This window comes from Pseudoalteromonas sp. HL-AS2, from assembly GCF_031198805.1.
Taxonomy (GTDB): Bacteria; Pseudomonadota; Gammaproteobacteria; order Enterobacterales; family Alteromonadaceae; genus Pseudoalteromonas; species Pseudoalteromonas nigrifaciens.
On the sequence record NZ_CP133571.1, the window covers coordinates 1,579,842 to 1,603,200 of the forward strand.

Annotated in this window: 23 protein-coding genes; 9 read left to right on the plus strand and 14 right to left on the minus strand. The window is 36.7% G+C overall.

Translation table 11 applies throughout. From position 1 onward, the window contains the following. Window positions 1-93: 93 nt before the first annotated feature. Entirely contained in the window at window positions 94-1,611 is a 1,518-nt protein-coding gene (locus RB215_RS07490; RefSeq protein ID WP_309217137.1) for a leucyl aminopeptidase, read from the minus strand. Between the two features lie 214 nt (window positions 1,612-1,825). Between RB215_RS07490 and RB215_RS07495 the strand changes: the two genes are divergently transcribed. After that, a complete protein-coding gene (locus RB215_RS07495; RefSeq protein ID WP_309217138.1) occupies window positions 1,826-3,640 on the plus strand; it encodes a serine/threonine protein kinase in 1,815 nt (604 codons plus the stop codon). 61 nt (window positions 3,641-3,701) lie between these two features. Next, window positions 3,702-4,145: a DUF3859 domain-containing protein gene (locus RB215_RS07500; protein WP_011328166.1), complete on the plus strand. Its 444-nt coding sequence runs from the start codon at window positions 3,702-3,704 to the stop codon at window positions 4,143-4,145. A 103-nt stretch (window positions 4,146-4,248) separates the two neighbouring features. Here the strand turns inward: RB215_RS07500 and RB215_RS07505 are convergent, their stop codons facing one another. The 3 genes from RB215_RS07505 to RB215_RS07515 form a co-directional block, all read right to left on the minus strand. Continuing rightward, window positions 4,249-4,665 (minus strand): VF530 family DNA-binding protein, encoded by a 417-nt coding sequence (locus RB215_RS07505; protein ID WP_011328167.1) that lies wholly within the window; start codon window positions 4,663-4,665, stop codon window positions 4,249-4,251. A 72-nt stretch (window positions 4,666-4,737) separates the two neighbouring features. Beyond that, window positions 4,738-5,730 (minus strand): MDR family oxidoreductase, encoded by a 993-nt coding sequence (locus RB215_RS07510; RefSeq protein ID WP_306288027.1) that lies wholly within the window; start codon window positions 5,728-5,730, stop codon window positions 4,738-4,740. 47 nt (window positions 5,731-5,777) lie between these two features. Next, the gene (locus tag RB215_RS07515; RefSeq protein ID WP_041454420.1) at window positions 5,778-6,413 is read right to left on the minus strand and encodes a TetR/AcrR family transcriptional regulator; all 636 of its coding nucleotides are present in this window, start codon (window positions 6,411-6,413) and stop codon (window positions 5,778-5,780) included. A gap of 386 nt (window positions 6,414-6,799) precedes the next feature. Between RB215_RS07515 and rmf the strand changes: the two genes are divergently transcribed. Further along, on the plus strand, window positions 6,800-6,970 hold the full coding sequence (gene rmf / locus RB215_RS07520; RefSeq protein WP_011328170.1) for a ribosome modulation factor: 171 nt from the start codon (window positions 6,800-6,802) through the stop codon (window positions 6,968-6,970). Window positions 6,971-7,046: 76 nt separating this feature from the next. Here the strand turns inward: rmf and fabA are convergent, their stop codons facing one another. Beyond that, entirely contained in the window at window positions 7,047-7,562 is a 516-nt protein-coding gene (gene fabA / locus RB215_RS07525) for a bifunctional 3-hydroxydecanoyl-ACP dehydratase/trans-2-decenoyl-ACP isomerase (RefSeq protein ID WP_011328171.1), read from the minus strand. 203 nt (window positions 7,563-7,765) lie between these two features. Here fabA and RB215_RS07530 point away from each other — a divergent pair, with 203 nt between their 5' ends. The 3 genes from RB215_RS07530 to RB215_RS07540 are packed head-to-tail and all read left to right on the plus strand — an operon-like array spanning window position 7,766 to window position 9,874. Further along, entirely contained in the window at window positions 7,766-8,623 is an 858-nt protein-coding gene (locus RB215_RS07530) for a 6-carboxytetrahydropterin synthase (protein ID WP_179807056.1), read from the plus strand. Beyond that, window positions 8,616-9,434 (plus strand): M23 family metallopeptidase, encoded by an 819-nt coding sequence (locus RB215_RS07535; RefSeq protein ID WP_182676700.1) that lies wholly within the window; start codon window positions 8,616-8,618, stop codon window positions 9,432-9,434. Before RB215_RS07530 ends, RB215_RS07535 begins: the two co-directional genes overlap by 8 nt. Before the next feature lie 5 nt (window positions 9,435-9,439). Further along, window positions 9,440-9,874, plus strand: a complete 435-nt coding sequence (locus tag RB215_RS07540; protein ID WP_011328175.1) for an acyl-CoA thioesterase — start codon at window positions 9,440-9,442, stop codon at window positions 9,872-9,874. A 198-nt stretch (window positions 9,875-10,072) separates the two neighbouring features. On the opposite strand, the gene RB215_RS07545 is transcribed toward RB215_RS07540, so the two are convergent. From RB215_RS07545 to RB215_RS07565, 5 genes are read right to left on the minus strand one after another with little or no spacing between them, the layout of a single operon-like run. Next, window positions 10,073-11,395 (minus strand): Na+/H+ antiporter family protein, encoded by a 1,323-nt coding sequence (locus RB215_RS07545; protein ID WP_041454421.1) that lies wholly within the window; start codon window positions 11,393-11,395, stop codon window positions 10,073-10,075. Further along, window positions 11,392-13,374: a DUF3488 and transglutaminase-like domain-containing protein gene (locus RB215_RS07550; RefSeq protein WP_309217139.1), complete on the minus strand. Its 1,983-nt coding sequence runs from the start codon at window positions 13,372-13,374 to the stop codon at window positions 11,392-11,394. Before RB215_RS07550 ends, RB215_RS07545 begins: the two co-directional genes overlap by 4 nt. Then, entirely contained in the window at window positions 13,371-14,360 is a 990-nt protein-coding gene (locus RB215_RS07555; protein WP_192531917.1) for a DUF58 domain-containing protein, read from the minus strand. Before RB215_RS07555 ends, RB215_RS07550 begins: the two co-directional genes overlap by 4 nt. Window positions 14,361-14,365: 5 nt before the next feature. Continuing rightward, window positions 14,366-15,271, minus strand: coding sequence for a MoxR family ATPase (locus tag RB215_RS07560; RefSeq protein ID WP_309217140.1), 906 nt, complete (start codon window positions 15,269-15,271; stop codon window positions 14,366-14,368). A gap of 13 nt (window positions 15,272-15,284) precedes the next feature. Continuing rightward, window positions 15,285-15,668, minus strand: a complete 384-nt coding sequence (locus tag RB215_RS07565) for a response regulator (RefSeq protein ID WP_086994129.1) — start codon at window positions 15,666-15,668, stop codon at window positions 15,285-15,287. Between the two features lie 426 nt (window positions 15,669-16,094). Here RB215_RS07565 and RB215_RS07570 point away from each other — a divergent pair, with 426 nt between their 5' ends. Continuing rightward, the gene (locus RB215_RS07570; RefSeq protein WP_011328181.1) at window positions 16,095-16,838 is read left to right on the plus strand and encodes a hypothetical protein; all 744 of its coding nucleotides are present in this window, start codon (window positions 16,095-16,097) and stop codon (window positions 16,836-16,838) included. A gap of 237 nt (window positions 16,839-17,075) precedes the next feature. Continuing rightward, the gene (locus RB215_RS07575; protein WP_086994123.1) at window positions 17,076-18,035 is read left to right on the plus strand and encodes a sugar-binding transcriptional regulator; all 960 of its coding nucleotides are present in this window, start codon (window positions 17,076-17,078) and stop codon (window positions 18,033-18,035) included. 1,652 nt (window positions 18,036-19,687) lie between these two features. Here RB215_RS07575 and RB215_RS07580 read toward each other — a convergent pair. From RB215_RS07580 to RB215_RS07595, 4 genes are all read right to left on the minus strand, one after another. After that, window positions 19,688-20,107, minus strand: coding sequence for a DUF1090 domain-containing protein (locus tag RB215_RS07580; protein WP_309217141.1), 420 nt, complete (start codon window positions 20,105-20,107; stop codon window positions 19,688-19,690). A 107-nt stretch (window positions 20,108-20,214) separates the two neighbouring features. After that, window positions 20,215-20,787 carry a tRNA-(ms[2]io[6]A)-hydroxylase gene (locus RB215_RS07585; RefSeq protein WP_011328238.1) on the minus strand — a complete coding sequence of 191 codons (573 nt, stop codon included), beginning with the start codon at window positions 20,785-20,787 and terminating at the stop codon, window positions 20,215-20,217. 87 nt (window positions 20,788-20,874) lie between these two features. Then, complete coding sequence (locus RB215_RS07590) at window positions 20,875-21,507, minus strand: sulfotransferase (protein WP_086996941.1); 633 nt, start codon at window positions 21,505-21,507, stop codon at window positions 20,875-20,877. 8 nt (window positions 21,508-21,515) lie between these two features. Then, window positions 21,516-21,890 carry an MAPEG family protein gene (locus RB215_RS07595; protein WP_011328240.1) on the minus strand — a complete coding sequence of 125 codons (375 nt, stop codon included), beginning with the start codon at window positions 21,888-21,890 and terminating at the stop codon, window positions 21,516-21,518. A 121-nt stretch (window positions 21,891-22,011) separates the two neighbouring features. Between RB215_RS07595 and RB215_RS07600 the strand changes: the two genes are divergently transcribed. Beyond that, window positions 22,012-23,358: a DUF2254 domain-containing protein gene (locus RB215_RS07600; protein WP_309217143.1), complete on the plus strand. Its 1,347-nt coding sequence runs from the start codon at window positions 22,012-22,014 to the stop codon at window positions 23,356-23,358. Window position 23,359 lies beyond the last annotated feature (1 nt).

Here is a 23,359-nt window from a genome sequence, read left to right on the forward strand (position 1 = left end):
GTTATATTGCTTTAACTAACAATAAAAAACGCCAAAAGCATATATGTGCTTTTGGCGTTTTGTGTTTAGCTAGTAAAGCTAACTAATGTATATTTAATTACTTAGTAGCCATTCACTCAATAAACGCACGCCAAATCCGGTACCGCCTGCAGATACTTCGTCTTTGCCTTTTTTAGCTAATGCATTGCCGGCTATGTCAATGTGTACCCAGCGAGTGTCACCGGCAAAATGCTCTAAAAAGCTTGCTGCAGTAGTTGCACCAGGGCCACTGGAGCCAACATTGGTTAAATCAGCAATATCCGACTTTAAAGCATCTTTATACCCTAAAGGTAAGCGCCATAAGTTTTCGTTAACCTGTTTACCGGCTAAGGTTAATTGCGTTACTAATTTATCATCTTGTGAAAATACTGCTGCGTATTCATTGCCAACAGCACCTACTTTAGAGCCAGTTAATGTGGCTACATCAATCATTATTTCAGGATTAAAGTGCTTACGCGCATACCACATTGAATCGCTAAGTACCAAGCGGCCCTCTGCGTCGGTATTAAGTATTTCTACACTTAAGCCTTCAGCGGTACGTACTACGTCGCCCGGTGCTACAGCAAATTGCGACACCATGTTAGCGGCCATACCCATCACTGCAACTACGTTTTTATCTGCTTTAGCAAGTGCCATTGCTTTTACAGTACCCAGTACCGCTGCTGCACCTGCCATGTCTGATTTCATTCGTGCAATAGATGCACCTGTTTTAATGCTGTAGCCGCCAGAGTCAAATGTAATACCTTTACCTATTAGGGCAATAGGTGCGTCGTTAGACCCTTTATAATGAGCAACTACAAGACGAGCGCCTTGTTCGCTACCACGGCCAACAGCTTCAAGCGCTCCCATACCTAGCTCTTTTAATTGTGCAGGCTCAAGTACGCTAATAGTAACGCCAAGAGACTCTAACTCTTTAGCTGCATTGGCAAAGTCGACCGGGGTCATGTGGGTAGCAACTTCAGAAGTTAAGTCGCGGGCCAAAAACACCCCAGCTTGAATGCTTTGTAGCAACTTATATGTTTTTTGTGTTTGCTTAGTGTTAGCAACATCAAATGTGTAACTAATAGTTTCTGTGCTGGCTTTTTGCTTATATTTTTCAAAGCGGTGGTCGCGTAAATTAGCACCGTGAGCAAAGTTAGCTGCTAACTCGGCATTATTATTTAAGCCGGTTACGTCATCAAATATTACACTTGCGGTTGTTACTTTATTACCGAGTAAGCGAGCATGTATATTGCCACCTAATTTTGCAATACGGGCTTTATCTAGTTCTTTTTGTTTACCCGTACCTACCACTAATATACGATCATATTTACTGTTTTGTGGTGCTATAAGTTCGGCAACACTGGCGTAATCGCCTTTAAAGTTTTCAATGTCTATTACGCGCTGTAAATGCTGTTTAAACTCTTTATTAAGTGCTTTAAATTGTTTGTTTTTTCCATCTTGGCTGTAAAATACGACTAATGTTTGTGCATCTTTGTTTATGTTTGATGAGAAAGTAAACTCAGCTGCGTGCGTACTCATACCAGCACAAAGCGCTATAGCTAAAGTAGAGGCTTTAATTATGTTTGTCATTGTTTGACCCAAAAGAATATAAAGCCCTGTTTTACCTTATTTTAGCCCAATAGGTTAAGCCCTATACGTTGAATCCGCAATTTCTAGCGATATGTAGCCTTAAAATTTAAACGAGCGCTATTACTTGAGATAAAACTTTAAATAAAATAGAGTATTACACAGCTAAAAGGGTTATTAATTTAAGCCGTTACACTTCCTTAATTGAGAAAATACAGTGCAAGCCAAAGAAATTCGTAACTTTTATATTAACGAAGAGCAATCTGTTTATTTGCTCTCACACCACGATGCTAAAAAGCATAGACAGTGGCTTAATATATGTATTAAAAAACTTACCTTACTTGGTTACGAAAATGTAGAAATGATTGGCTCAGGCGCTTTTGGTTTTGTTTTTGCGGGACACGACGATACCGGCTTACCTTGGGTATTTAAGTTTTCGCGTATTACACTAGCGCAAAGTATACGCGACCGCCTAGAAGACGAAGCTTACATGCTATCGCAAATTAACAATCCACTTGTACCTGAATTTTATGCATTTGAACGAATTAAAAAACAAGGCATTTTAATGATGGCTCGCGCCATGGGCGAAGACCTTGAAAAAGTATCGTTGAAAAAAGGCCGAATTGGCGCTGCAAAAATTATGACGCTGGCAGTGCGACTCAGAAACGTGCTGCTCGATCTGCGCAATCATAATACGGGTATAACGGCGCAGCCTATTGTGCATGGCGACATTAAACCTTCAAACTTAGTATGGGACGAAGCCAGTGATGCACTATCGTTAGTGGATTGGGGAAGCTCGGTATACGCGCAAATAGATAGTGACGGTAACCCCATTGCCAGTAATTTTATGGATTTAATGTCGGCAGACCTAAGCACTACTAACGCACGTATGGGCGATGTTTACTTTATTGGTGAAGCACAAATGTCGGGAGAGCAATCATCTCCACGCTTTGATGAGCAAGGCGTAGCGGCAACCTTGTACGCACTTGCTTCTGCACAGTCTTGTCGGTTTGGAGTAGACGTTATTCCTGCCAGCAGTTTAGGGATACCAATAGAGCTGGCTAAAGTCATTGACGGTATGCTCTCTAAAAACAAACAAGTGAGAGATAGCGCAGGTGATTACTTTATGCGTAACATTACTAGTATGGCGAAAGCGTACCTACCTGAGTTACCTAAAAAAGTAGTTAAAGCCGCGATTCCGTTTTGGTTTAGTTATGACGAAGAGCCCGAAACCGTTGTATACAGTTCACGAAAGCAGTTTTTACGCCAAGCCGATCATAAACAGCAATTGCTTGATGTAAACGATGCCCAATTAGATCGTTACTACAAAGAGTTTTTGTTTGATACCGGAGATACCGAAAAAGCATTTTTAGCCTCTATTAGTCGTTTAGCAAAGTATCCTGCCGTAGGCGGATTAAGCTTTCATTGGAAAGATGAGTCACTGTTTGTTGAATCATCGCTAATTTTGTATAACGAAACGTTAGCCGCTGCATTTACCGATGCGGTAAATAATACCGTAATGCTGGCACAAGCAATTAGCCAAAAAGGGCTGTTTAAATGTTGTTTGTTTGACGCACGTAAAACCATTCAGCTAGAGCGCGATAGAACCGGCGCCTTTAAGTTTGAAAGTTTACCAGAACTTGATTTTGAAACGGTGAATGTAAATGCCAGTGATGTTACCCGGCCACATTCTTACTTTGAAGATGGTAAAGATCCCGACGAGCAACTACAACTGCCAAAAAAAGTAATTAAATGTGTGTTTGAGCTAAATCAAATACACCACACTGGCTGCATTATTTTTGAAGCGCTGCCCGATAGGCTCAAAATACATCATTACTACCGGTTGCTCGATGCCAGTAAAGAGGATGAGTTTAGGCGGCTGCTTAATAAGTTGATGCAATACGCAGTTAATATTACCGACGTAGGGGTAGCCGGTTTTATGAAGTTACCTTACAAAAATACTCGTGAGTTTAGTTTGTGCGAGCAGCAGAGCAATCATTACTATCCTAAAAACCCAAAAATGACACTTTAAATATGGCAAATTTACACACTCTGCTGGCATACAATAAACGTTAAATATAAAGTTAGGTGATATGGCTAAATTAAAACCGATAATTACGCTGCAAAGCTACGGTATTTACTCAACATGGGATAACGAGAGTAAAGCATTGCCGCAAATAGAGCAATTTACTACCGAGGTCATCGCTACTCTTGATGTTGAATTTGGTTTGATCATAAATATTAAAAAAGCCAAAGGCGAAAAATTACATTACAGCATTTATCATCCTAATATACCCGATGATGAAGGCGACATAATGCCTCCTTTTTCCGGAGTGGTGTATGTTAAAGACAGCGACTGGCATTTTTATTTAGGTGATACTTTATGGCCACCAATTAATAATAAACTTGGTAATTGGCGCATGACCATAGAGTACAATGGCAAACTTATAGCGGATAAAACATTTAATGTAGCACTGCCTACAGAGCGCTCGGCTGTAGAGTTTTGGCAAGATAGGGGATACAAGCCTCTAAAGTAAACTTTATATCTTTGTTGCTGTTAACTTATAGGGTATGAGTAAAAAGGCGTAATAAAAAAGCCGGCAATGCCAGCTTTAATAATGAGTGGTTTAACCTTGTGCTTTAGTTGCCCCAAGGATTAGTTGAGCTAACACGCTGTTTACGGGTACGCGCACGTTGCTTAGTCTCTTTTTTCTCCATAATACGCTTTGCATCAGTAAAGCTTAACTCACACGGCTCACCAGGTTTATGATCAGCAGGGATCACGCGATCACGCGGTGGCAGTTCGTATTGTACATCATCAGGACGTGGTAAGTTTTTAAGGCGATACAAATAAAAGTTATCTACTTTTTCTTGTGCCCACTGTGTTTTACGTAAAAATTTAACCGCCGATTTAATATCAGGATTATTTTTAAAGCAATTTAGCTGTAAATAAGCGTATAGGAGTTCCCACCCATATTGTTCAACCAGCTCTTCAACCACTTGTTCTAATTTTACGCCTTGCAGTGGGTTATTACTGAAAAGTTCTTGGTTGCTCATAGGTGTTGCCTCGTTATTAAAATACAAATTGTATTATAAATTTAATAACGAGGCTTTAACAGTGTAAAAAGCTTAACTTTGGCAATTAACTACAACACGGCCGCGAATTTTACCTTTCATAAGCTGCTCGGCGTTATCAATTACTTGTTCAAGCGTTATTTCAGTCGATATTTTATCAAGGTAATCAGCTGCTACTAAAGATGCTAAACGATCCCATGCTTCAATTCGGTCGGCTTTTGGGCGCATTACGCTATCAATGCCTATTAATCGAATGCCACGTAATATAAATGGTGCTACAGAGCCAGGTAAATCCATACCTTGTGCAAGCCCACATGCGGTTACAACACCTCCATATTTTAATGAGGCGCAAATATTAGCTAAAGTATGGCTACCTACTGAGTCTATAGCTGCGGCAAAACGCTCTTTTTGTAGCGGCTTACCTGGGTTTGAAAGCTCATCACGATTAATTACATTTGCTGCTCCTAGCTCTTTCAAATAATCACTTTGCTCCATTCGTCCAGTAGCTGCGGTTACATTGTAGCCAAGCTTGTTTAGTAAATATATTGCAAAACTACCTACGCCACCATTAGCACCGGTTACCAGCACTTCGCCTGAATCGGGTGTTATGCCTTGTTTTTCGAGTGCAATTACACTGAGCATAGCGGTGTAACCCGCAGTGCCAACTTGCATAGCTTGTTTAGGTGAAATGCCAGCAGGCAAGGGGATTAACCAATCGCTATTAAGTGCTGCTTTTTGAGCCAGCCCACCCCAGTGTTTTTCGCCTACACCAAACCCATTTAAAATTACCTTATCGCCACTTTTAAATTCATCGCTGGTGGAGTGGCTCACAGTGCCTACTAAATCTATACCCGGCACCATAGGAAAACTGCGTACCACAGGCCCTTTTCCGGTTATTGCTAAGCCATCTTTATAATTTAAAGTGCTGTATAGCACATCAATAGTGACATTTTCATTCGGCAGATCACTATTCTTAATGCTGCTTAAAGAGGCGCTGTAGTTATTATCATCTTTATTAATAACAATGGCTTTAATTGGGTTACTCATGGGATATCCTTTTAGACCGATCGTCTTTTAATTGGTAAAAAAACGCATTAGGTTAGTAATGCGCGTAAAAACATTTCTGTATACAAAGTAAGTGGAGTATTAGACTTAGTGAGCTTGGCACGCATAACCGCACCCTCCCAACCAATCCAAAAGTACTCACTCATTAATGGGGTGTTTACACTGTTGGCAATTGTACCTTGCTGCTTTGCTTGGTTTAAACACACCTCTACCAAGTTTTGCCAGCTAGTATAACTTTGCAATAAGCGGGTTTTAAATTCGTCACTTAAGTGATTCAGTTCTTGATTTAAATTGCCTACTAAACAGCCACGCTTATAATCGTACTTCTTCATCCCTTTAATGGCACTTTGGGTAAAGTTGACTATTCGCTCCAGCGGGGGCACGTCACTTTGTTGTAAATAATGATTAAGTTTGGCAATAAAATAACTGTCGTAAGCATCAACAAGGGCAATACCGTACGCTTCTTTACTTTTAAAGTAATGATAAAAAGAGCCTTTAGGTACGGCTGCTTTTTTTAATATGGTATCGAGGCCAGTTGCGCTAAAACCAAACTCGGTTAGTGTTTCTAGGCCTGTGCGAATAAGTAACGCTTTGGTATCAGCGTTTTCTCTGGCTACTTTGGGTGGGCGGCCACGCCTCACTGGAGTTGGTGTGTTTTTGTTCATACAACATATTAGACCGATCGACTTTAAATAATCAAGCATTAATTGTGTTGTTTATTAAATAAGCTAAAGGAAATTTAAAATAATTAAAAAACAGACTAAATTAATTTGGAACTAAGGCTAAATTAGCCGGTCACAATATATACACAACAGTGTAATAAAACGATTTTTTAATCGTGTTTTTAAGTTAGATTAAACCGGTCAATACAGTGCAAGTACGACCACTTACTTTTTAAAAAGCTAATTCATCATTGCATCAGCAGCTTAGTTAAAGTCAAACTAATTAATTGCTTTTATAATTTGAATTAACCTTTTTTATTAGCTATTCATTACATGTAGATTTCACTAATGCTACAAAATATATAAATACAAAGGTGAGGATATTACCGATGAAGAGACAAAAAAGAGATCGTTTAGAGAGAGCACATTCTCAAGGATTTAAAGCAGGTTTAGCAGGTCGCTCTAAAGAGCATTGTCCCTATCAACAAGTTGATCCAAAATCAGAATGGTTAGGTGGTTGGCGCGAAGCAATAGACAATCGTAATATTTATAAAACATAGTATATAACTGAATTTAAGCAAAAATGCCTCCAAGTGGAGGCATTTTTGTATGTGTATTTTAATTATTAACAGTTAATTAAAATGCACTGGTATCTTGAAATAGACCTACTTTTAAATCTTTCGCTTCGTAGATTACACGGCCATCTACTTCTACCGTGCCATCGGCAACACCCATAAATAATTTGCGTTTAATTACGCGTTTCATTACTAGGCGGTAGGTTACTTTTTTAGCGGTTGGTAAAATTTGGCCGGTAAATTTAACTTCACCCACACCTAGCGCACGGCCAAGACCTGGACCGCCAGACCAACCTAAGTAAAATCCAACTAACTGCCACATAGCGTCTAAACCTAAGCAACCGGGCATTACAGGGTCACCTTTAAAATGGCAGTCGAAAAACCATAAGCTAGGGTCAATATCTAGCTCAGCAACAATTTCGCCTTTACCGTGTATTCCGCCATCGGCAGTAATAGAGGTAATGCGGTCCATCATTAACATATTGTCGCTTGGTAAACGGCAGTTACCTTCACCAAACATTTTACCTTCACCACATAGGATCAAGTCTTCTTTTGTATAGCTATTTTTAGGTTCCATAACACTTATCTTCGCTTATAAATTGCCAACTACTTTAGCGTACACTTGTACGCTGAACAACTCGGATCAGTTAAAAAAGCTAAATTTAGGAGGTTTTTTAATCAATCGATTGGTGTAATTGATTTTAGCCTGATTAAACCGCGCAATTACAATCATAAATCATTATAATTACCGCTGACTTTTAACCTGTTTAAAGGAAATTTATGATCCTTTTTGTTAACTCACTAACAGTGATAGATTTTTCTTACTTGTGTAATAAACGCGGCGCAGTTGGCGAGAGCTGGATTGTTGATTTAACTTTGCATGGCAAACTAAACGATGAGTCTATGGTATTAGACTTTGGCTTAGTTAAAAAGCAAATTAAAGGCATTATAGATGAGTGTATTGATCATCGTTTAGCTGTACCTAATAATCTAAATGGCGTGGTTAGCGAATTTAGCGACCATAAAACATTAGATTGTACATTTGGTGATAACCACCATTTGGCGATGAGTGCTCCACATCAAGCTTATTGTATGATTAACGCAGATGAAGTAACTATTGCATCGGTTACAGATTTTTTAATAGCGACTATTTTGCCACAACTGCCAGATAATATAGAAAAAATTGAGCTGTCATTGAAGCCAGAGCATAATCAAAGCTATTATTACCATTACAGCCATGGCCTTAAAAAGCATGATGGTAATTGCCAACGTATTATTCATGGGCATCGTTCTCAAATTGGTATTAGTTTAGATGGTATTTCTATGCCTCGCCTGCAAAAAGAATGGTCACAAAAGTGGCAAGACATTTATCTAGCCACCGCTGAGGATCAAATTAAGGCAGACGAGTTACAGCACGTTAGCGCAAAAGCTGGCGATGTATGTTTTGCATATACTTCAGCGCAAGGCTATTTTGAAATGGCTATTAGCGAATCGCGTTGCGATATTTTACCTAGCGATACCACGGTTGAATGCATTGCAGAATACTTAGCGGGTCAGGTAAAAGCACAATATCCTGAAAAAGCGGTAAAAATAACGGCCTACGAAGGAGTAGGCAAAGGGTCTATTAGCCATGCTTAAAACATTATTAGCAGCCGTGTTAATTTCCTCTACTAGCTTAAGTGCAATGGCACTTGAGCTAAAAGGGCAATTAACTCAAGGCGGTTTAGTAACCGGTAATATTAGCAACGCGCAGTCGGTTAGCTTTAACGACAAAACACTTAAGCTTTCGAGTAAGGGTGATTTTGTATTTGGCTTTGGCCGCGATGCACCAACAAATCACACACTTAAATGGGTTGATAAAGCTGGTGTTGAGCACAGTGAAAGCCTAGTAATTACTAAGCGCGACTATCAAATTGATAAAATTACCGGCGTTGCTAAAAAATATGTATCGCCGGCTAAAGAACTCAGCGCACGTATAAGTAAAGAGGCTGCTGCGATTAGAGCTGCGCGCCAGGTTAATTCTGACCTATTGTACTTTTTAGATCCTGTGCTAAAACCTGCACAAGGGCGTATATCTGGTGTGTATGGTAGCCAACGTTATTTTAATGGCGAGCCACGCAGACCACATTTTGGCTTAGATATAGCCAATAAAACGGGGACACCTGTGTATGCACCTATAAGTGGTACAGTGGTGTTTTCGCAGCCGGATATTTATTATTCAGGTGGCACACTTATTTTAGACCATGGCCACGGCGTTACCTCTACTTATATTCATTTAAGTAAGCTTGATGTAAAGCTGGGCGATAAAATTGAGCAAGGTAGTAAAATAGCTGAAATAGGTGCAACAGGGCGGGTAACAGGCCCACATTTAGATTGGCGTTTTAACTGGCAAGGTGAACGCCTTGATCCGGCCTTATTAATGCAAAACAAATTAGCTAATAAAAAGTAGATACTATGACACAAGTAGAGCGCGATGCTATTATCGCGCAACGTATTAAAGATTCCACCACATCGGTAACTAAAACAGTGTTTCCGGGGCGAACTAATCACCACAACACTTTATTTGGTGGCGACGCTTTAGCTTGGATGGACGAGGTTGCTTTTATAGCGGCAACGCGTTTTTGCCGTAAGCCTTTAGTTACCATTTCATCAGATCGAGTAGACTTTAAAGAAGCTATTCCTGCAGGTACTTTTGCTGAACTTATAGCAAAAGTAGTGCATGTAGGTAATACCAGTTTAAAGGTTGATGTCGATATACTTCTAGAAACTATGCATAATGACAACAAGCATTCTGCTATTAGTGGCAGCTTTACCTTTGTTGCAGTAAATGATGATCACCGACCAACTCCTGTGGTTTGCGATAAAATGATTTATGGTTTTGACAAGTAAACATTAGAATAAAGTATTTTAATGTTATTAAAAATAAGCACTTTAAGTAGTGCTTATTTAAATACCACTAAAGAACACATCATACTAGTTAGTTATAAAAGATATAACTAAACAGCAGAGTCAATTTTAATAAAAATTATCAAGGTGGGAGGTCGATAACCTAATCTATTATTAGGTTATCGTTTTACATTAATTAGGTTAAAGCACCATGGCGGCTATCCAGCCAAATATTAATAACGGTATATTAAAGTGAATAAAGGTAGGCACTACTGAATCCCAAATGTGGTCGTGCTGGCCATCAGCATTTAGCCCGGAAGTTGGCCCAAGTGTAGAGTCAGAAGCGGGGGAGCCTGCATCACCTAACGCACCGGCCGTACCCACTAAAGCAGCAGTGGCCATAACCGAAAAGCCCAGCTCTAAACATAAAGGAACAAATAAAGTAGCTATAATTGGCACGGTTGAAAATGAGCTACCTATACCCATGGTAATAAACAATCCAACTAATAAAATAACCGCTGCCGCAATGGGTTTATTCCCAGCAAATAACTCAGCGCCACTGTGTACTAAACTAGCCACATGACCTGTAGCTTGCATAACAGCTGCAAATCCTTGAGCAGAAATCATTATAAAACCAATCATTGCCATCATAGCGACGCCTTTACTAAATACGTCGCCATTATCTTCCCATTTAACGATACCGAAAACGCTAAAAATCATTACACCCACTAAGCCGCCTAAAATCATTGAACCGCTAGCGTTTTGCGCAATAAGTGAAGCAAGTACAGCAAACAGGCCAACTAACATTACCTTTTTTGGGTTTTCTACCGTGGTTTCTTTACTTTCTATGGTAAGCGGAAGCGCTGCGTAGTCGCGACGTTTTCTGTAACTAAAAAATATTGCAATTAATAAACCTGCAAACATGCCCAAAGCCGGAATTATCATTGCCATAGGCACTTGGGTATTTATTATTTCTAAACCGTTATCCACTAAATTTTTATGGAGTATTGAATATAAGTAAATACCACCAAAACCATACGGTAGTACCATATAAGAAGTAGCTAAACCAAAAGTTAAAATACAAGCTATTGCACGTCTATCCAGCCTAAGTTTATTAAAAATTACCAGCAGCGGTGGAATAAGAATAGGAATAAAGGCGATATGAACCGGCACTAAGTTTTGCGATGAAATGGCGCAGATCATTATTATAAATAAAATAAAATAACTGAGCAGGGTTTCACTGCCACTTTTTTGTGCATTAACTTTAGCTAATAATTTTGCGGCTAAAATACGTGTTAAACCTGATTTAGAAATAGCCACTGCAAAAGCACCTAACATGGCATAACTTAGTGCTATTTCAGCACCTGCCGACAATCCCGAATTAAAGGCGTCTATACTTTCTTTTAAGCCCAAACCAGCGGTTAAACCAGCAACAAGGGCACTTATTATCATTGCAACAATAACATTTACGCGGACCAAGGTAAGCCCAAGCATTAATAAAACGCCTATAACAACCGCATTCATAGATTTCTCTGTTTCGTAGATTTAATTAATTTTATCAGATATTTTGCCTGAGTTTTACGTTCTTTATTAAATGGTTTTTTAGCATAACGTACTTGGTTAAATAACTGACTAAACTCGAGTAATTGTTGCTCAACATGCGGCGCTTGCGATGCTAAGTGTTGTAATTGTTGAGTAGGCGTTAAATGATCGGCTATCTTAAGTTTACGTTTTTTAGCCCAATTTATTAATTGTTCAAACTCTTTAACCATAGGAGCTAATTTAGTAGCGGGCTTAGGCCAATTTAAATAAACAAAATAACTAACAAAAGTTAGCCCTAAAATAACAATTACAGCCAGCGGTACCAGCCAAATATTTTTGCTGCCAAAAATAGACTTTAAAAAGTCGTTTTGTTTTTCATCATCAAAACCAAGTACCCAGCTAGACCAATTATAATCTAAGTTTTCTAGCTCTAATCTTAGCCAATTAATAGCTGCAAAGTTACTTAAACTGACCAAACCAAAGTCGAGATTGCTTTTAAACTCATTATTTAATTCATTATTTTGTGAAAGCGATCCTGTAAGCCTATCGGGAGCAACCACCGCTGTGGCATCAAATATTTGCCAGCCTTCATTATCTAAATACACTTCTACCCATGCATGTGCATCATATTGGCGAACAGATAAAGTATTATTATCAGTATTAAGCTCACCACCTAAATAGCCACTGACAACTCTTGCCGGTATACCCGCACTTCTAAAAATATAAGCTGCGGCACTGGCATAGTGGCCACAAAACCCACGTTGTTGCTCAAACATAAACTGATCAATAGTATTGTTGCCGCTCATTGGCGTCGGGTTAAGCGTATAACTAAATTTTTTGTCTATAAAGTACTGTAGTAATGCATTGTAAAAATCACGGTCGCTGGTTAAGTTTTGTTTTAAATTATAGGCAAGAGCACTTGCTTTGTTATTGTCGTTATTTACTAAATGTTTGTAGTGCTTAGTTTGCCACTGTAATAAAGGAGCATTTGTTAGTGCAGAGCTGCTTGCTGTGTATTGCACACTTTTAGCTTGGTAATTTTTTTTACGCAGTAAGCCCAGTGAGTCACTCTCTACGTTATCGTTATTACTGCTTGCAAAGTTGAGCCCATATAACCACTTTTGACTCGAGGGCTCGGCAATAATCGAATAGTCGTATTTTGTTAAACTACTAACTTGTTGCGTTTTAGTTTGAGTTACGCTGTTATGCTTTAATAAATTGGAAGTGAGCCACGCATTTCCGTTAAACTCATCGTGTACTAAGGCTCGCCAATACAGGGGAGCTTTAGGTGCTAGATCATTAAATTTAGCTCTAAACACCAGTTCATCTGAATTAGATAACTTGGCAATATCAAACGGATCTATTTGCTCAGACAAACCTGTTTTAGCTAACTTTGGCCCAGGTAGTTGCCAAAATGCCGGCATTTTTGGTAAAAATATTAATAAAAATACCGCCAGCGGTAATGCCAATAATAGTAATTTACCGCTTTGTTTAGATGCGACTTTTAAATTATGTTTTGATTCTAACAAGCCTAGTACGGCAAAATTTAAAATGTACAAACTACTCACTACTAAAGTAGTTAAAATACTTTGGTTAAATAAATAAACCGCCGAAAGCGAAAAAAATGTCAGCGTAGTTATTACATGATAATGCTTTTTAGTTTTCGCCTGTAACAACTTAAATAAGCTTGAAAGCAACAACATAGCCACAAATAAAATAACCGTGTCGCTAAATCCCACACTAAAAAGCATTAACCCTAAAGCAAGTGCTGCTAAAGCGTTAGCCAACCAGGCATTAGGTTTAGTTTTATTACTTATGGTTACATAAAAGTTCCACGCACAAAGTAGCGCTAGTACACTAATAAATACAATTGGTAAGTGAGCAATAAAAAACACGACTAAGCAGCTGTATATAAAACACAGTGAATAATTTATTACTTTTATGTTTTTTATTGCCGTCACTTTGTATAACCATTAAATGTACTAAGTGATTCTAAACAAAGTGTTTTATGTTGCACACCTACGTTGGTAGCTATTATTTTACTTGGTAGTTTTAACATAAAGGGGGTGTTATTCTCTGTTGCTTCACATACTAAAAAGCACAGCTGGTTTAAGCGTTGCTCGGTATCGCCATGCATTAAATCAAAATCAAATAATGCATCAGCAGCTTTAAAATCAACAAACTCTTTAACTAATAACTCCTGTGTTTTAGCAAAATGTTTCCAAGAAATTCTTTGCAATCCCATTTCAGGCAAGTGCGGTATTAATGTTTCAAACTCTTCACTACCGAGTTGTTTGGCAATACTGTTTTCGGCTTGATCGGCTAGACTATTTATCTGAGCGTCACTAAACACCTTTTCAAGTGAAGGGTAAATATAAACACTTGATTGTAGTTGAATGTAGCTCCAAACAGTGATCAAGCCAAAGGGATAATTACTGGCAATTTTTATTCGCTGTAGTGAGTAACATCCGCGTTTGTTATAGGGTAGTGGTAAGCTTAGCATTTGGGCTGTATTGGTTATTTCATCATGATTAATTTGCGTTTGTTGATCGCCTTGATAAATTAGCATCACAGATTGGCAAATCGAGGGGCTTTGTACAGCAAACTGAACTTGTGGATTTTGTGGTGCAAAGCTCGAAAGTGAATTTTTAAAAGTAACAGTTAGGCCTTTTGCATTGCTGTAACCCAGTAGTACAGCAATAATCATTACCACAAACATTAAATAAGCCATGATCAAAATTAAGTTGTTTTGATAGTTAATCCCCATCACAAAATTTAAAATAGCTACACTAATAAAGTAGCAGCCAAGGGCTGATGGAAAAACATAAATAGTTTTGTGTTCAAGTGTAATTGACTGTTTTAAATGTTTATTTTTTAATAATTTATTAAATATGGCACGTTTAAATGACTTAAATAAAGCAGGGCGCTTAGCTTTTTTATTTGGCATAAATGCTATACCGGAACCATAACAGCTTTTAATATTTGCATAACTTGCGCTTCGCCCGACTCATTGTGTAACCCTAAACGGTGCTGACAAACACTGGCAAAAACTGCTTGCACATCTTCAGGCATAACAAAGTCACGACCGTCAATATAAGCCCATGATTTAGCAGCTTTTGCTAATGCCATGCTAGCGCGTGGCGATAACGATGCAGCAAAATTATTACTTTCGCGTGTATAATTTACCAATTCAATAATATAATCAATTACAGGATTACTTAGTATAATATTGCTAATTTCAGTTTGAATTTGAGCTAATTGTTGCTCAGTAATACGTTGTGGTAGCTGGGTGTAGTCACGCTTTTGCATATTTAGTAACAGCCTTTTTTCGGCTTCTTTTGGCGGAAAACCAAGGCTAATACGCATTAAAAAACGATCCAGCTGCGACTCAGGTAAAGGGTAAGTACCTGATTGATGTAATGGATTTTGTGTAGCAATAACAAAAAATGGGGTAGGAAGAGAATACTTTTTACCATCAACAGTAACTTGTTGTTCTTCCATTGCTTCTAGTAATGCGCTTTGTGTTTTAGGTCCCGCTCTGTTTATTTCGTCTGCTAAAACAACTTGGCTAAAAATAGGCCCTTTATGAAAGCTAAAACTGTGTTCATTACTATTAAATACATTAGTACCTAATATGTCGGCTGGGAGTAAGTCGCTGGTAAATTGTATCCGTTGATACGACAAGCCTAAAACGGCTGCTAAGGCATGCGATAACGTTGTTTTACCCATGCCAGGTAAATCTTCAATTAGTAAATGGCCTTCACTAAATAAGCAGGTGAGCGCGAGCTTTATTTGTTGTTTTTTACCAAAAATAACATTAGATAAATCATCGATAATTGTACTAACAGAACTTTGCATACTAACCTTATTATTATTCAATGAGCTCTAAACGCTTCATTACTGTATCTACTTTTTGTACATTAAACGGTTTTGCTATAACCCCTTTAGCACCAAGTTCCCACGTATTTTCTACATTTTCGAAACTGTTATGGCCAAAGCAAATAACAACATGAATATGCGGATAGCAATTATTTATATAAGTTAAAATATCACTACCTTCAGAGTCAGGTATTTCGACATCTAAAAATATAACCTTTGGGGACTTTTCGCTAAGCAGCGGTTTTGCACAATCAAAATCTTCACACTCAAGAATATCTTCATAACCAAGATCCGTTAAAATTTGGTTTAGATAGTCGCGACTGTTTTTTGTATCATCAATGATTAAAATAGGTTCTAGTGGGTGCACAAATTCCATATGTTGTTACTTCTATTGTTAATACCATTTGAGTACTTTCAATACTAAGCTAACCACCTCATAAGCTCAAGATAGTAACTAAAAAACAGTCATTAATAACTGATTTAAATAATTTTTAGCTACTTTGTCGTTTTATTAAATAACCTCCGCGCATTACTTATCCTTTAATATTGTAAAAATTTACGTTGCAAGTGATTTACGTTTAATTAATAAAAAACAAATTAACAATTATGGTGTTTTAACCTACTGATATAATTGACTTATTATTGAAAGGCAACGCATTGTGAATTTTTTGTTATTTAAATAGTTGACGTACGAACTTCTTACTGGGATTATGACCACAAGAAGGGCTTATGCCCACACTGTAATTTAGCACTATATAACTCAAGCCAAACGCAGAGCTTATACAACCAAAGAAGCATATTTATGAAAGCTAAACATGTATTAACACTAACGGCAGCAATAGCGACTTATAGTAGCCAGGTACACAGCAACGATTTTAATTTAGGGTTAGAATTTAAAACAAATCACTTATGGCATGGCTCAATTGTAACGCCAGGCCCAATGGTTGCTGGTGAATTAACTTATAAAACGGCGGATAATAAAATCACCTTAGGTTTATGGGGTGGGACCTCTTTTGATGGTGAGTATCAGGAGTTTACTTATTTTGCTTCTTATAAGTTTTCAAAGCAGCTGTTCATTGAAATTGTTAATCATGGGAACCACTCGTCGATTAATAATGTAGATATTTTTGACTATTCAAGCGATCCGGATAAAACCGGAAACTTTATTGATGTCGGCCTTGGTTACACCTTTGCGGGCGAAATGCCATTATCACTTTACTACTCAGTAATAGTTCAAGGGATAGATACCTATTTAGATGAAAGTTCAGGAAAAAACAAACAAGCTTACACTAACTATCTCGAAGCTAGCATGCCCGTGTGGAAGGGTAATGACTTAGATGAGCAAGTCTCTGTATTTATTGGTGGTGCTTTTTCTTTTTTAGATCAGCAAAACTTTTATGATGATAACGCTAATATAGTTAACTTAGGTTTTACTTACTCCAAGAGCTTACAAATACTAGAGTATAATTTTCCTATATCGGCAACAGCTATGTGGAACCCCGCGCAAAATAAAGGTGCATTACAGGTCGCATTTACGTTTTTATAATTTTTATAGCTGTGGCCATAACTTGCACTTAGCTGTAATAGAAAAAATATGTTGTGAGAAATTAGAAAGCGTTAACTTGATTTCTATTAGTGCAATAACATGAAAATTCGACACTTTTATTAAATGAATGGTATATTTAGAGGGCTAATAACAATTAAATAATTCGTTCAATTAACAAAAATATTTTGCTGTTAATCAATTTTAATAGTCTATTTATTTTGATTTTAAGAGGTTTCAGTGGCCAAGCTATCTAATACAGAAATTAGAAAACTCGATGACGCAGCAAGAGCAGGGTGGTTGTATTATGTTGCAGGTAAAACACAAGACGAAATAGCTAAAAAGCTTAATACCTCACGCCAATCGGCACAAAGAATGGTAGCGCTATCTGTTAGCCAAGGATTAATAAAAGTAAGACTCGATCATCCTATTGCTAAATGTATGGATTTGGCTGAACAAATTAAAACACGTTTTGGTTTGCTCTCTTGTGATGTAGTCCCTAGTGATCCGTCAGAACCTTCATCTACATTAGGTTTGGCACAAGCTGGTGCGGCTGAAATAGAACGCCATTTAAAATCACCACAACCAAAAGTTATTGCAATGGGAACTGGGCGAGTTTTACGCGCATGCGTAGATGAGCTGCGAACACAAGATTGCCAACAACATAAAATAGTTGCCATGTTAGGCAATATGGCATTAGACGGATCAGCATCGCCATACGATGTAGTAGTAAGAATGGCGGAACATATAAATGCCAAACATTACCCTATGCCATTACCAGTTTTGCCACGCACCATTGAGGAAAAGCAGCAACTGCATTCACAGCAGAATGTTGCTAGTAATTTAAAATTAGCCACGAATGCAGATGTTACATTTGTAGGCGTTGGTAATTTAGGATTAAATTCGCCACTTCATAAAGACGGTTTTGTAAGCCTTGACGAACTCCAAGAGTTACAACAGCAAGGTGCTGTAGGAGAAATGATAAGCTGGGTGTTTGATAAAAATGGTAAGTTATTAGATTGTAATGTTAATCAACGAGTAGCAAGTACGCCATTAAAAGTTAATTCAGATAAACAAATTTTTGCCATAGCTGCCGGAGAAGAAAAAGTATTAGCCATTTTAGGTGCGCTAAGATCTAAAATGATTAGTGGGCTTATTACTAACGAATACACGGCCGAGCGTTTACTAAGTATTGAGTAACTTATATTTTAAATGAAAACCTGAAATATAATATTCCATGCATTAGATTACATACATTAGATTACATACATTAGATTACATACATTAGATTACATACATTAGAGAATATTAATTAAATTTAAATGTACCAAACTGAGAATAACTAACTTAGATAAAAACCTCTTTAATGTCCGATACCGTCTAGTATTGGACATTACAGGGCTAATAAGAGAGTATATGACAATCCTTATTAATACATATATCACTTCCTATAATTTATATTATGTTAAATAGGGTTTGCAATAAGCTATTCAGTATAACTATGTGTGTTGTAAGCCTTCTCGTTACGAGATTATTAAGTGTATTAAGTGTATTTTACGTTTTTAAGTAAATTCAATACAGCTGCTTTCCTACTACTACGAATACATAACTTTAAATATGGATGCTTTACTTACATGAGCCCTATAAAGCAAGTCCGCTGATAATTTAGCGGTTAAAGTTCTCCTTGTTTATAAAGCGCACCTATCTATAACTAACCAGTCTGCAAGTATATTGTTATGCCTTTGCTATATTTTCAATTCAAAGAACTGAATTTTGCTGCTTACTATTTATGTGGCTTCTTATACTCTTTGTATATAAACACTTATGTTGCAATTATTATCTTATCTAGCTTAATGAATCAGGCCCCTTAAAGCATTACTTTTTTTGGCTATGCATAAATCACGAATTTAACTTAGGTAATATTCAGCTACTATTTCATACCTACACGTTACTTATAAATCTCTATATGCACATCTTTGCTCTCTTTATTATTTAACTTATATCTATAAATTTACTAGCAGCCTTACTGTGATTTTAACTAAGTGATAATTCAATTAAATTTGCGCCATAACTTACTACATAATTAACGCCTATAAATAAGCTTAAGTCTTTAACCTAGTTAATCGCTTTATTTTATCTTCTATTCCAATAGCTAACTAACATTTCTATTTCAATCCCATGCTGTTTTATTACTCTTTATGAGTAACAATCCGGCCATAATATTTGAATTGATATACCATATGCTTATACTTTGGCTATCAGTTGTAATAGTTTTTTATAAATAAACCTCAAAAAGATCTGGTTTATCACTGTTACACACATGGGTTTTACCTGTATTTACATAGCTAGTTTTACAAAATCACGCTATTAACAGTAATAAATCAGCTGGTTTAGTTCGTTTTATAAGCAGGTGCTTTAAATAGCCTATTATGTAGGGTTTTAATTTTCAGTTTTAGTTATATTTGGTTTAATTATTAGTCATTTAAATTATGTTAAATTGTGGTGTGATTATGTTTATCACAGTAATGCGCTTGGTTATTTAACTAAAACTCCCTGCTGATAGTGGTTTTAACTATGAACTTCTAAGTTGTTGAAAGACAGCTGGTATAAAACAGAGTAATGGAAACGCGCTTCCCCATAATGTTTGATTGCTATTTGTAGTATGACTTTTTAAGTATAATTTTTAAGTGTATTTTAATTAGGCTAGTTTTAAAGATTGAAGTGCCCTGCACTGTATATAGTTATTGTTGCGTAATAATGTAATTAAATATGATGGTTAATCCGATAATATTCGCAGTACACTTGCTGTTAACGATAACCTAAAGCGTTAACAACAAGTAGCCACTGGTGATTTAATTAATTTTGCCAAGCTCATCTTTCAGATGTTTTAGTTTAAGCTTTTCTGCTGTAATCTTTTTTTGATACTTACTAACTTTATCACTTTTACCTGCTTGTTTAGCATCTAGCAGATCTTCTTCATATTCAGCAATATCATTGTTAGCATCGTTTATTTTTTCTATTAAATCTTCTTTCAATATTTTTTCGCTGCAATTAGCTTTTGCTGCATGTAATGCCTTTTTTAACCCTTCAATCTTGTATTTATTGCCATGTTCCTTAGCTATGGCAAGCTGGCTTTCTATCTCGCAAAATTTTTTTTCACAGCCAGTCAAATCACTACACGCTAATGATGCAGCAACCGATGTAGATGACAGCATAAATAGAATACCTGTAGTTGTTGGTATTACTTTATATTTTGAAAATATATTAATCATCAGCTTTGTCCAAACATAATAATTATTAAATTATGCGTAATTGTTACAAACAAAAAAGCGCCAAATATAAATTTAGCGCTTTTAGAGTATTGCATTAACAGCTTAAATTAATGCAGTGCCGCAGTAAACGGAATGCTTTCACAGATTTTAGCTTCCGCTATTAGTAGCTCTTCTAGGCGTATGTCTACTTCTTCTTTATCAAAATACTCATACGCTAGTTCTACAAATAAGTTTTTATGTTTTTCTTCTGATTCGGCAATCGCAATGTAAAACTCTTTTTCTTTGCCCTCTGGTAACGCTTGCGCCACTAGTGAAAAACGTTCGTGCCCTCTTGCCTCAATAACCCCACCGACTAATAATCGATCCATTAAAAAACCGTCGCGGCCGTGTCTAAATAAAGCACGTATTTGCTTTATATAAGGGTCTTTTTTGTCATCACCTAAATTTACATCACGTGAAATTAAAATTTTCAGCACTTCTTTAAAATGAATCATTTCTTCAAGTGCTAAGTCTGCCATAGCTGTAACCAGTTTACGTTTATCGGGGTAATGCGACAGCATAGACATGGCCATACCCGATGCTTTTTTTTCGGCTGCGGCGTGGTCTTGTAAAAAAGTATCGAAGTCATCAAGTACAACTTCGGTCCATTCAAATGGAGTGTGGTATTTTAATTCAAACATGCTCTGTACTACTTATAACAAGGTGTAAAATAATGCGCAGATTTTAGCGTATATTAGGCAAAAAATCATGCTCCTAAGCCTGTAAAGTTAAACCTTGTAGCGTAACAGTTTATCTATGCGCCCTTTTGCTGTTGATTCAACTTTTAGCGGATGTTTTATATCGTTCCAGGCAGTAACTTTGCCGCCCATATTCATTTTTTCAAAATCTGTTTTATTACTTTTAATCGCTAAAAAATCACAGAGCATTTTGTAGCTTTGCGGTTTTGCTATATTTATTGATAAAAAGCGTTGCTCTTGGTGTTTAAAATAATTTTTAGCGTCATTGATATGCGTGTTATAACAATGCGTTAAGTAACTATCATCGTTTATATTATCAATTGTTAAATTACTAAATGTATTTAAATAACAATGCTTTATATGAATATTAAAGCCACCATCAGTGCGTGTTAAATTAGTATGCATACGTAATAATAATTGCTTTATTGATGGTAGCCATACGTTAAGCTCACGCTCTAAATAAATAAATTTTGCATCCGGATAATACTTATCGAGGGCTTTATAATCATTAAAAATTGGCGTATCGGCAATTGCATGGGCGTTATCAAAACAATTGTTTGTGTAAGCAGTATGCGCTGTTGGTATACCAAACTCTAAAAAAGCATGGCAAACACTTGTAGTGCCTGTACGCGGTAAACCAATAATAAATATTTTGTTATTCATAATTAAATTTAACTAAAGCGGGTTAATAAAATAACTAAAGCACTTATAAGCATAGTTAAAAATGTAGCTATAACACCAATTTGGCGGTACTTTAGGTTTTTTTCTACTATGCCAAAATTATGAAAAACGCGGCCTATAAGTAGCATTGCACCAAGTGCATGGCAATAATGACTCGCTAACCCCTGATATTCTGCTAAAAAAAGCAAAATAATAGCAAACGGTACATATTCCATAAAATTACCATGGGCACGAATTGCCCGTTGCAACTGTGGATTTTCGCCTTCACCAAGTGATATTTGCGCTGCCCTGCGCACGTTTATTACGTTAAAGCTTAAGTAAATATAGTAAAATGCAAGTAATGCAGCGTATGTTGAAATGATCACAGTATTATCCTAATATTTTTGGCAATAATAACACACAAGTTAACGTTCATTATCAGAAGTTTAGTTTACAACTATGCTAAAGTATTAATAATACTCTTATACAATAAAGCATAAGGATTTTATGTTTGTACCTCGCAAAGTAGCCGACAGTTATCGAGAAATGATAAATAGTATTGGCTTTTACCCTTCTTTACTTTCAATTGCATTTTTAACCTTTGCGGTTATTACGATGTCGGTTGAATATATGCCCATTATTGAAAAGCTAAAGTCGTTTATATCTGTAGTATTAGTAGATAGCGCCGAAAATGCGCGAACTGTTTTAAGTACCTTAGCCGGCAGTATTATTTCGTTAACTGTGTTTAGTTTTTCAATGGTAATGGTGGTATTAAACTCAGCCAGTGCCAGTTTATCGCCGCGTGTAGTACCTGGATTAATAACCCGGAAATCTCACCAACTGGTATTAGGTTTTTATTTAGGCAGTATTATTTACTCAGTAATTATGCTCATAAATATTAATAAACTCGAGAATGGCGCCATGGCTATACCGGCACTTGGGGTATTATTTGCGCTTATTTTTGGTTTGATTTCGTTAGGGCTATTCGTATTTTTTATTCACTCTATATCTCGGGCTATTCAAGTAGATAATGTTTTAAATGGTTTATTTAGCCAAACAAAAAGTGAAATTAAAACCATTATTAAAAGTCAGCAAGAAGCGCCGCTTAAAAATATTCCCGACTTTACTGATTGGCATTCTATAAATAGTCAAACTGAAGGCTACTACAAAGGAGTGCACACCGATAAGCTTTGCGCCTTATTATCTGCAGAAGAAATTGAGCTTTATATCACTGTTAAACAAGGTTATTTTACAGTTAAAGGTTATCCATTTTTAAAGTGTAATAAAGATATTTCAAGTAATGATGAGTTAATTACTAAAATTTTAAGCTGTTTTATTTTTTATATAGAAGAGTATATTAGCGACCATTATCGTTATGGTTTAACGCAAATATCAGAAATAGCCGTTAAAGCGATGAGCCCAGGCATAAACGATCCGGGTACAGCAGTTAAAGCCATTGATATGTTAAGTATTTTATTAATTAAACGACTTTCAATAAGTGATATTAATTACAGCTTTAAACACAGCAAAGATACGCCATTATTATATATACACGAAACCCGCTTTGATGAATTACTACATGATAATTTTACCCCGCTACGTAATTACGCTAAAGGCGATGCGTACGTAATGACTAATGTGTTAGAAGCATTTAAAAATATTTTATTTGTTGCTCACGAAAATTCAGCGGCGAGGGAAAGTTTATTTAATTATTTAAATGCTATTGTTGATGACATTAACGAGCACGTAACGAATGAGTACGACAGGCAGGAAATTAATAATATGCTTAAATCAATTGCCCGTATTAGTAAGCAACAAGGTGATACATTACTGGCACGTTTTAAGCGCCAGTAAT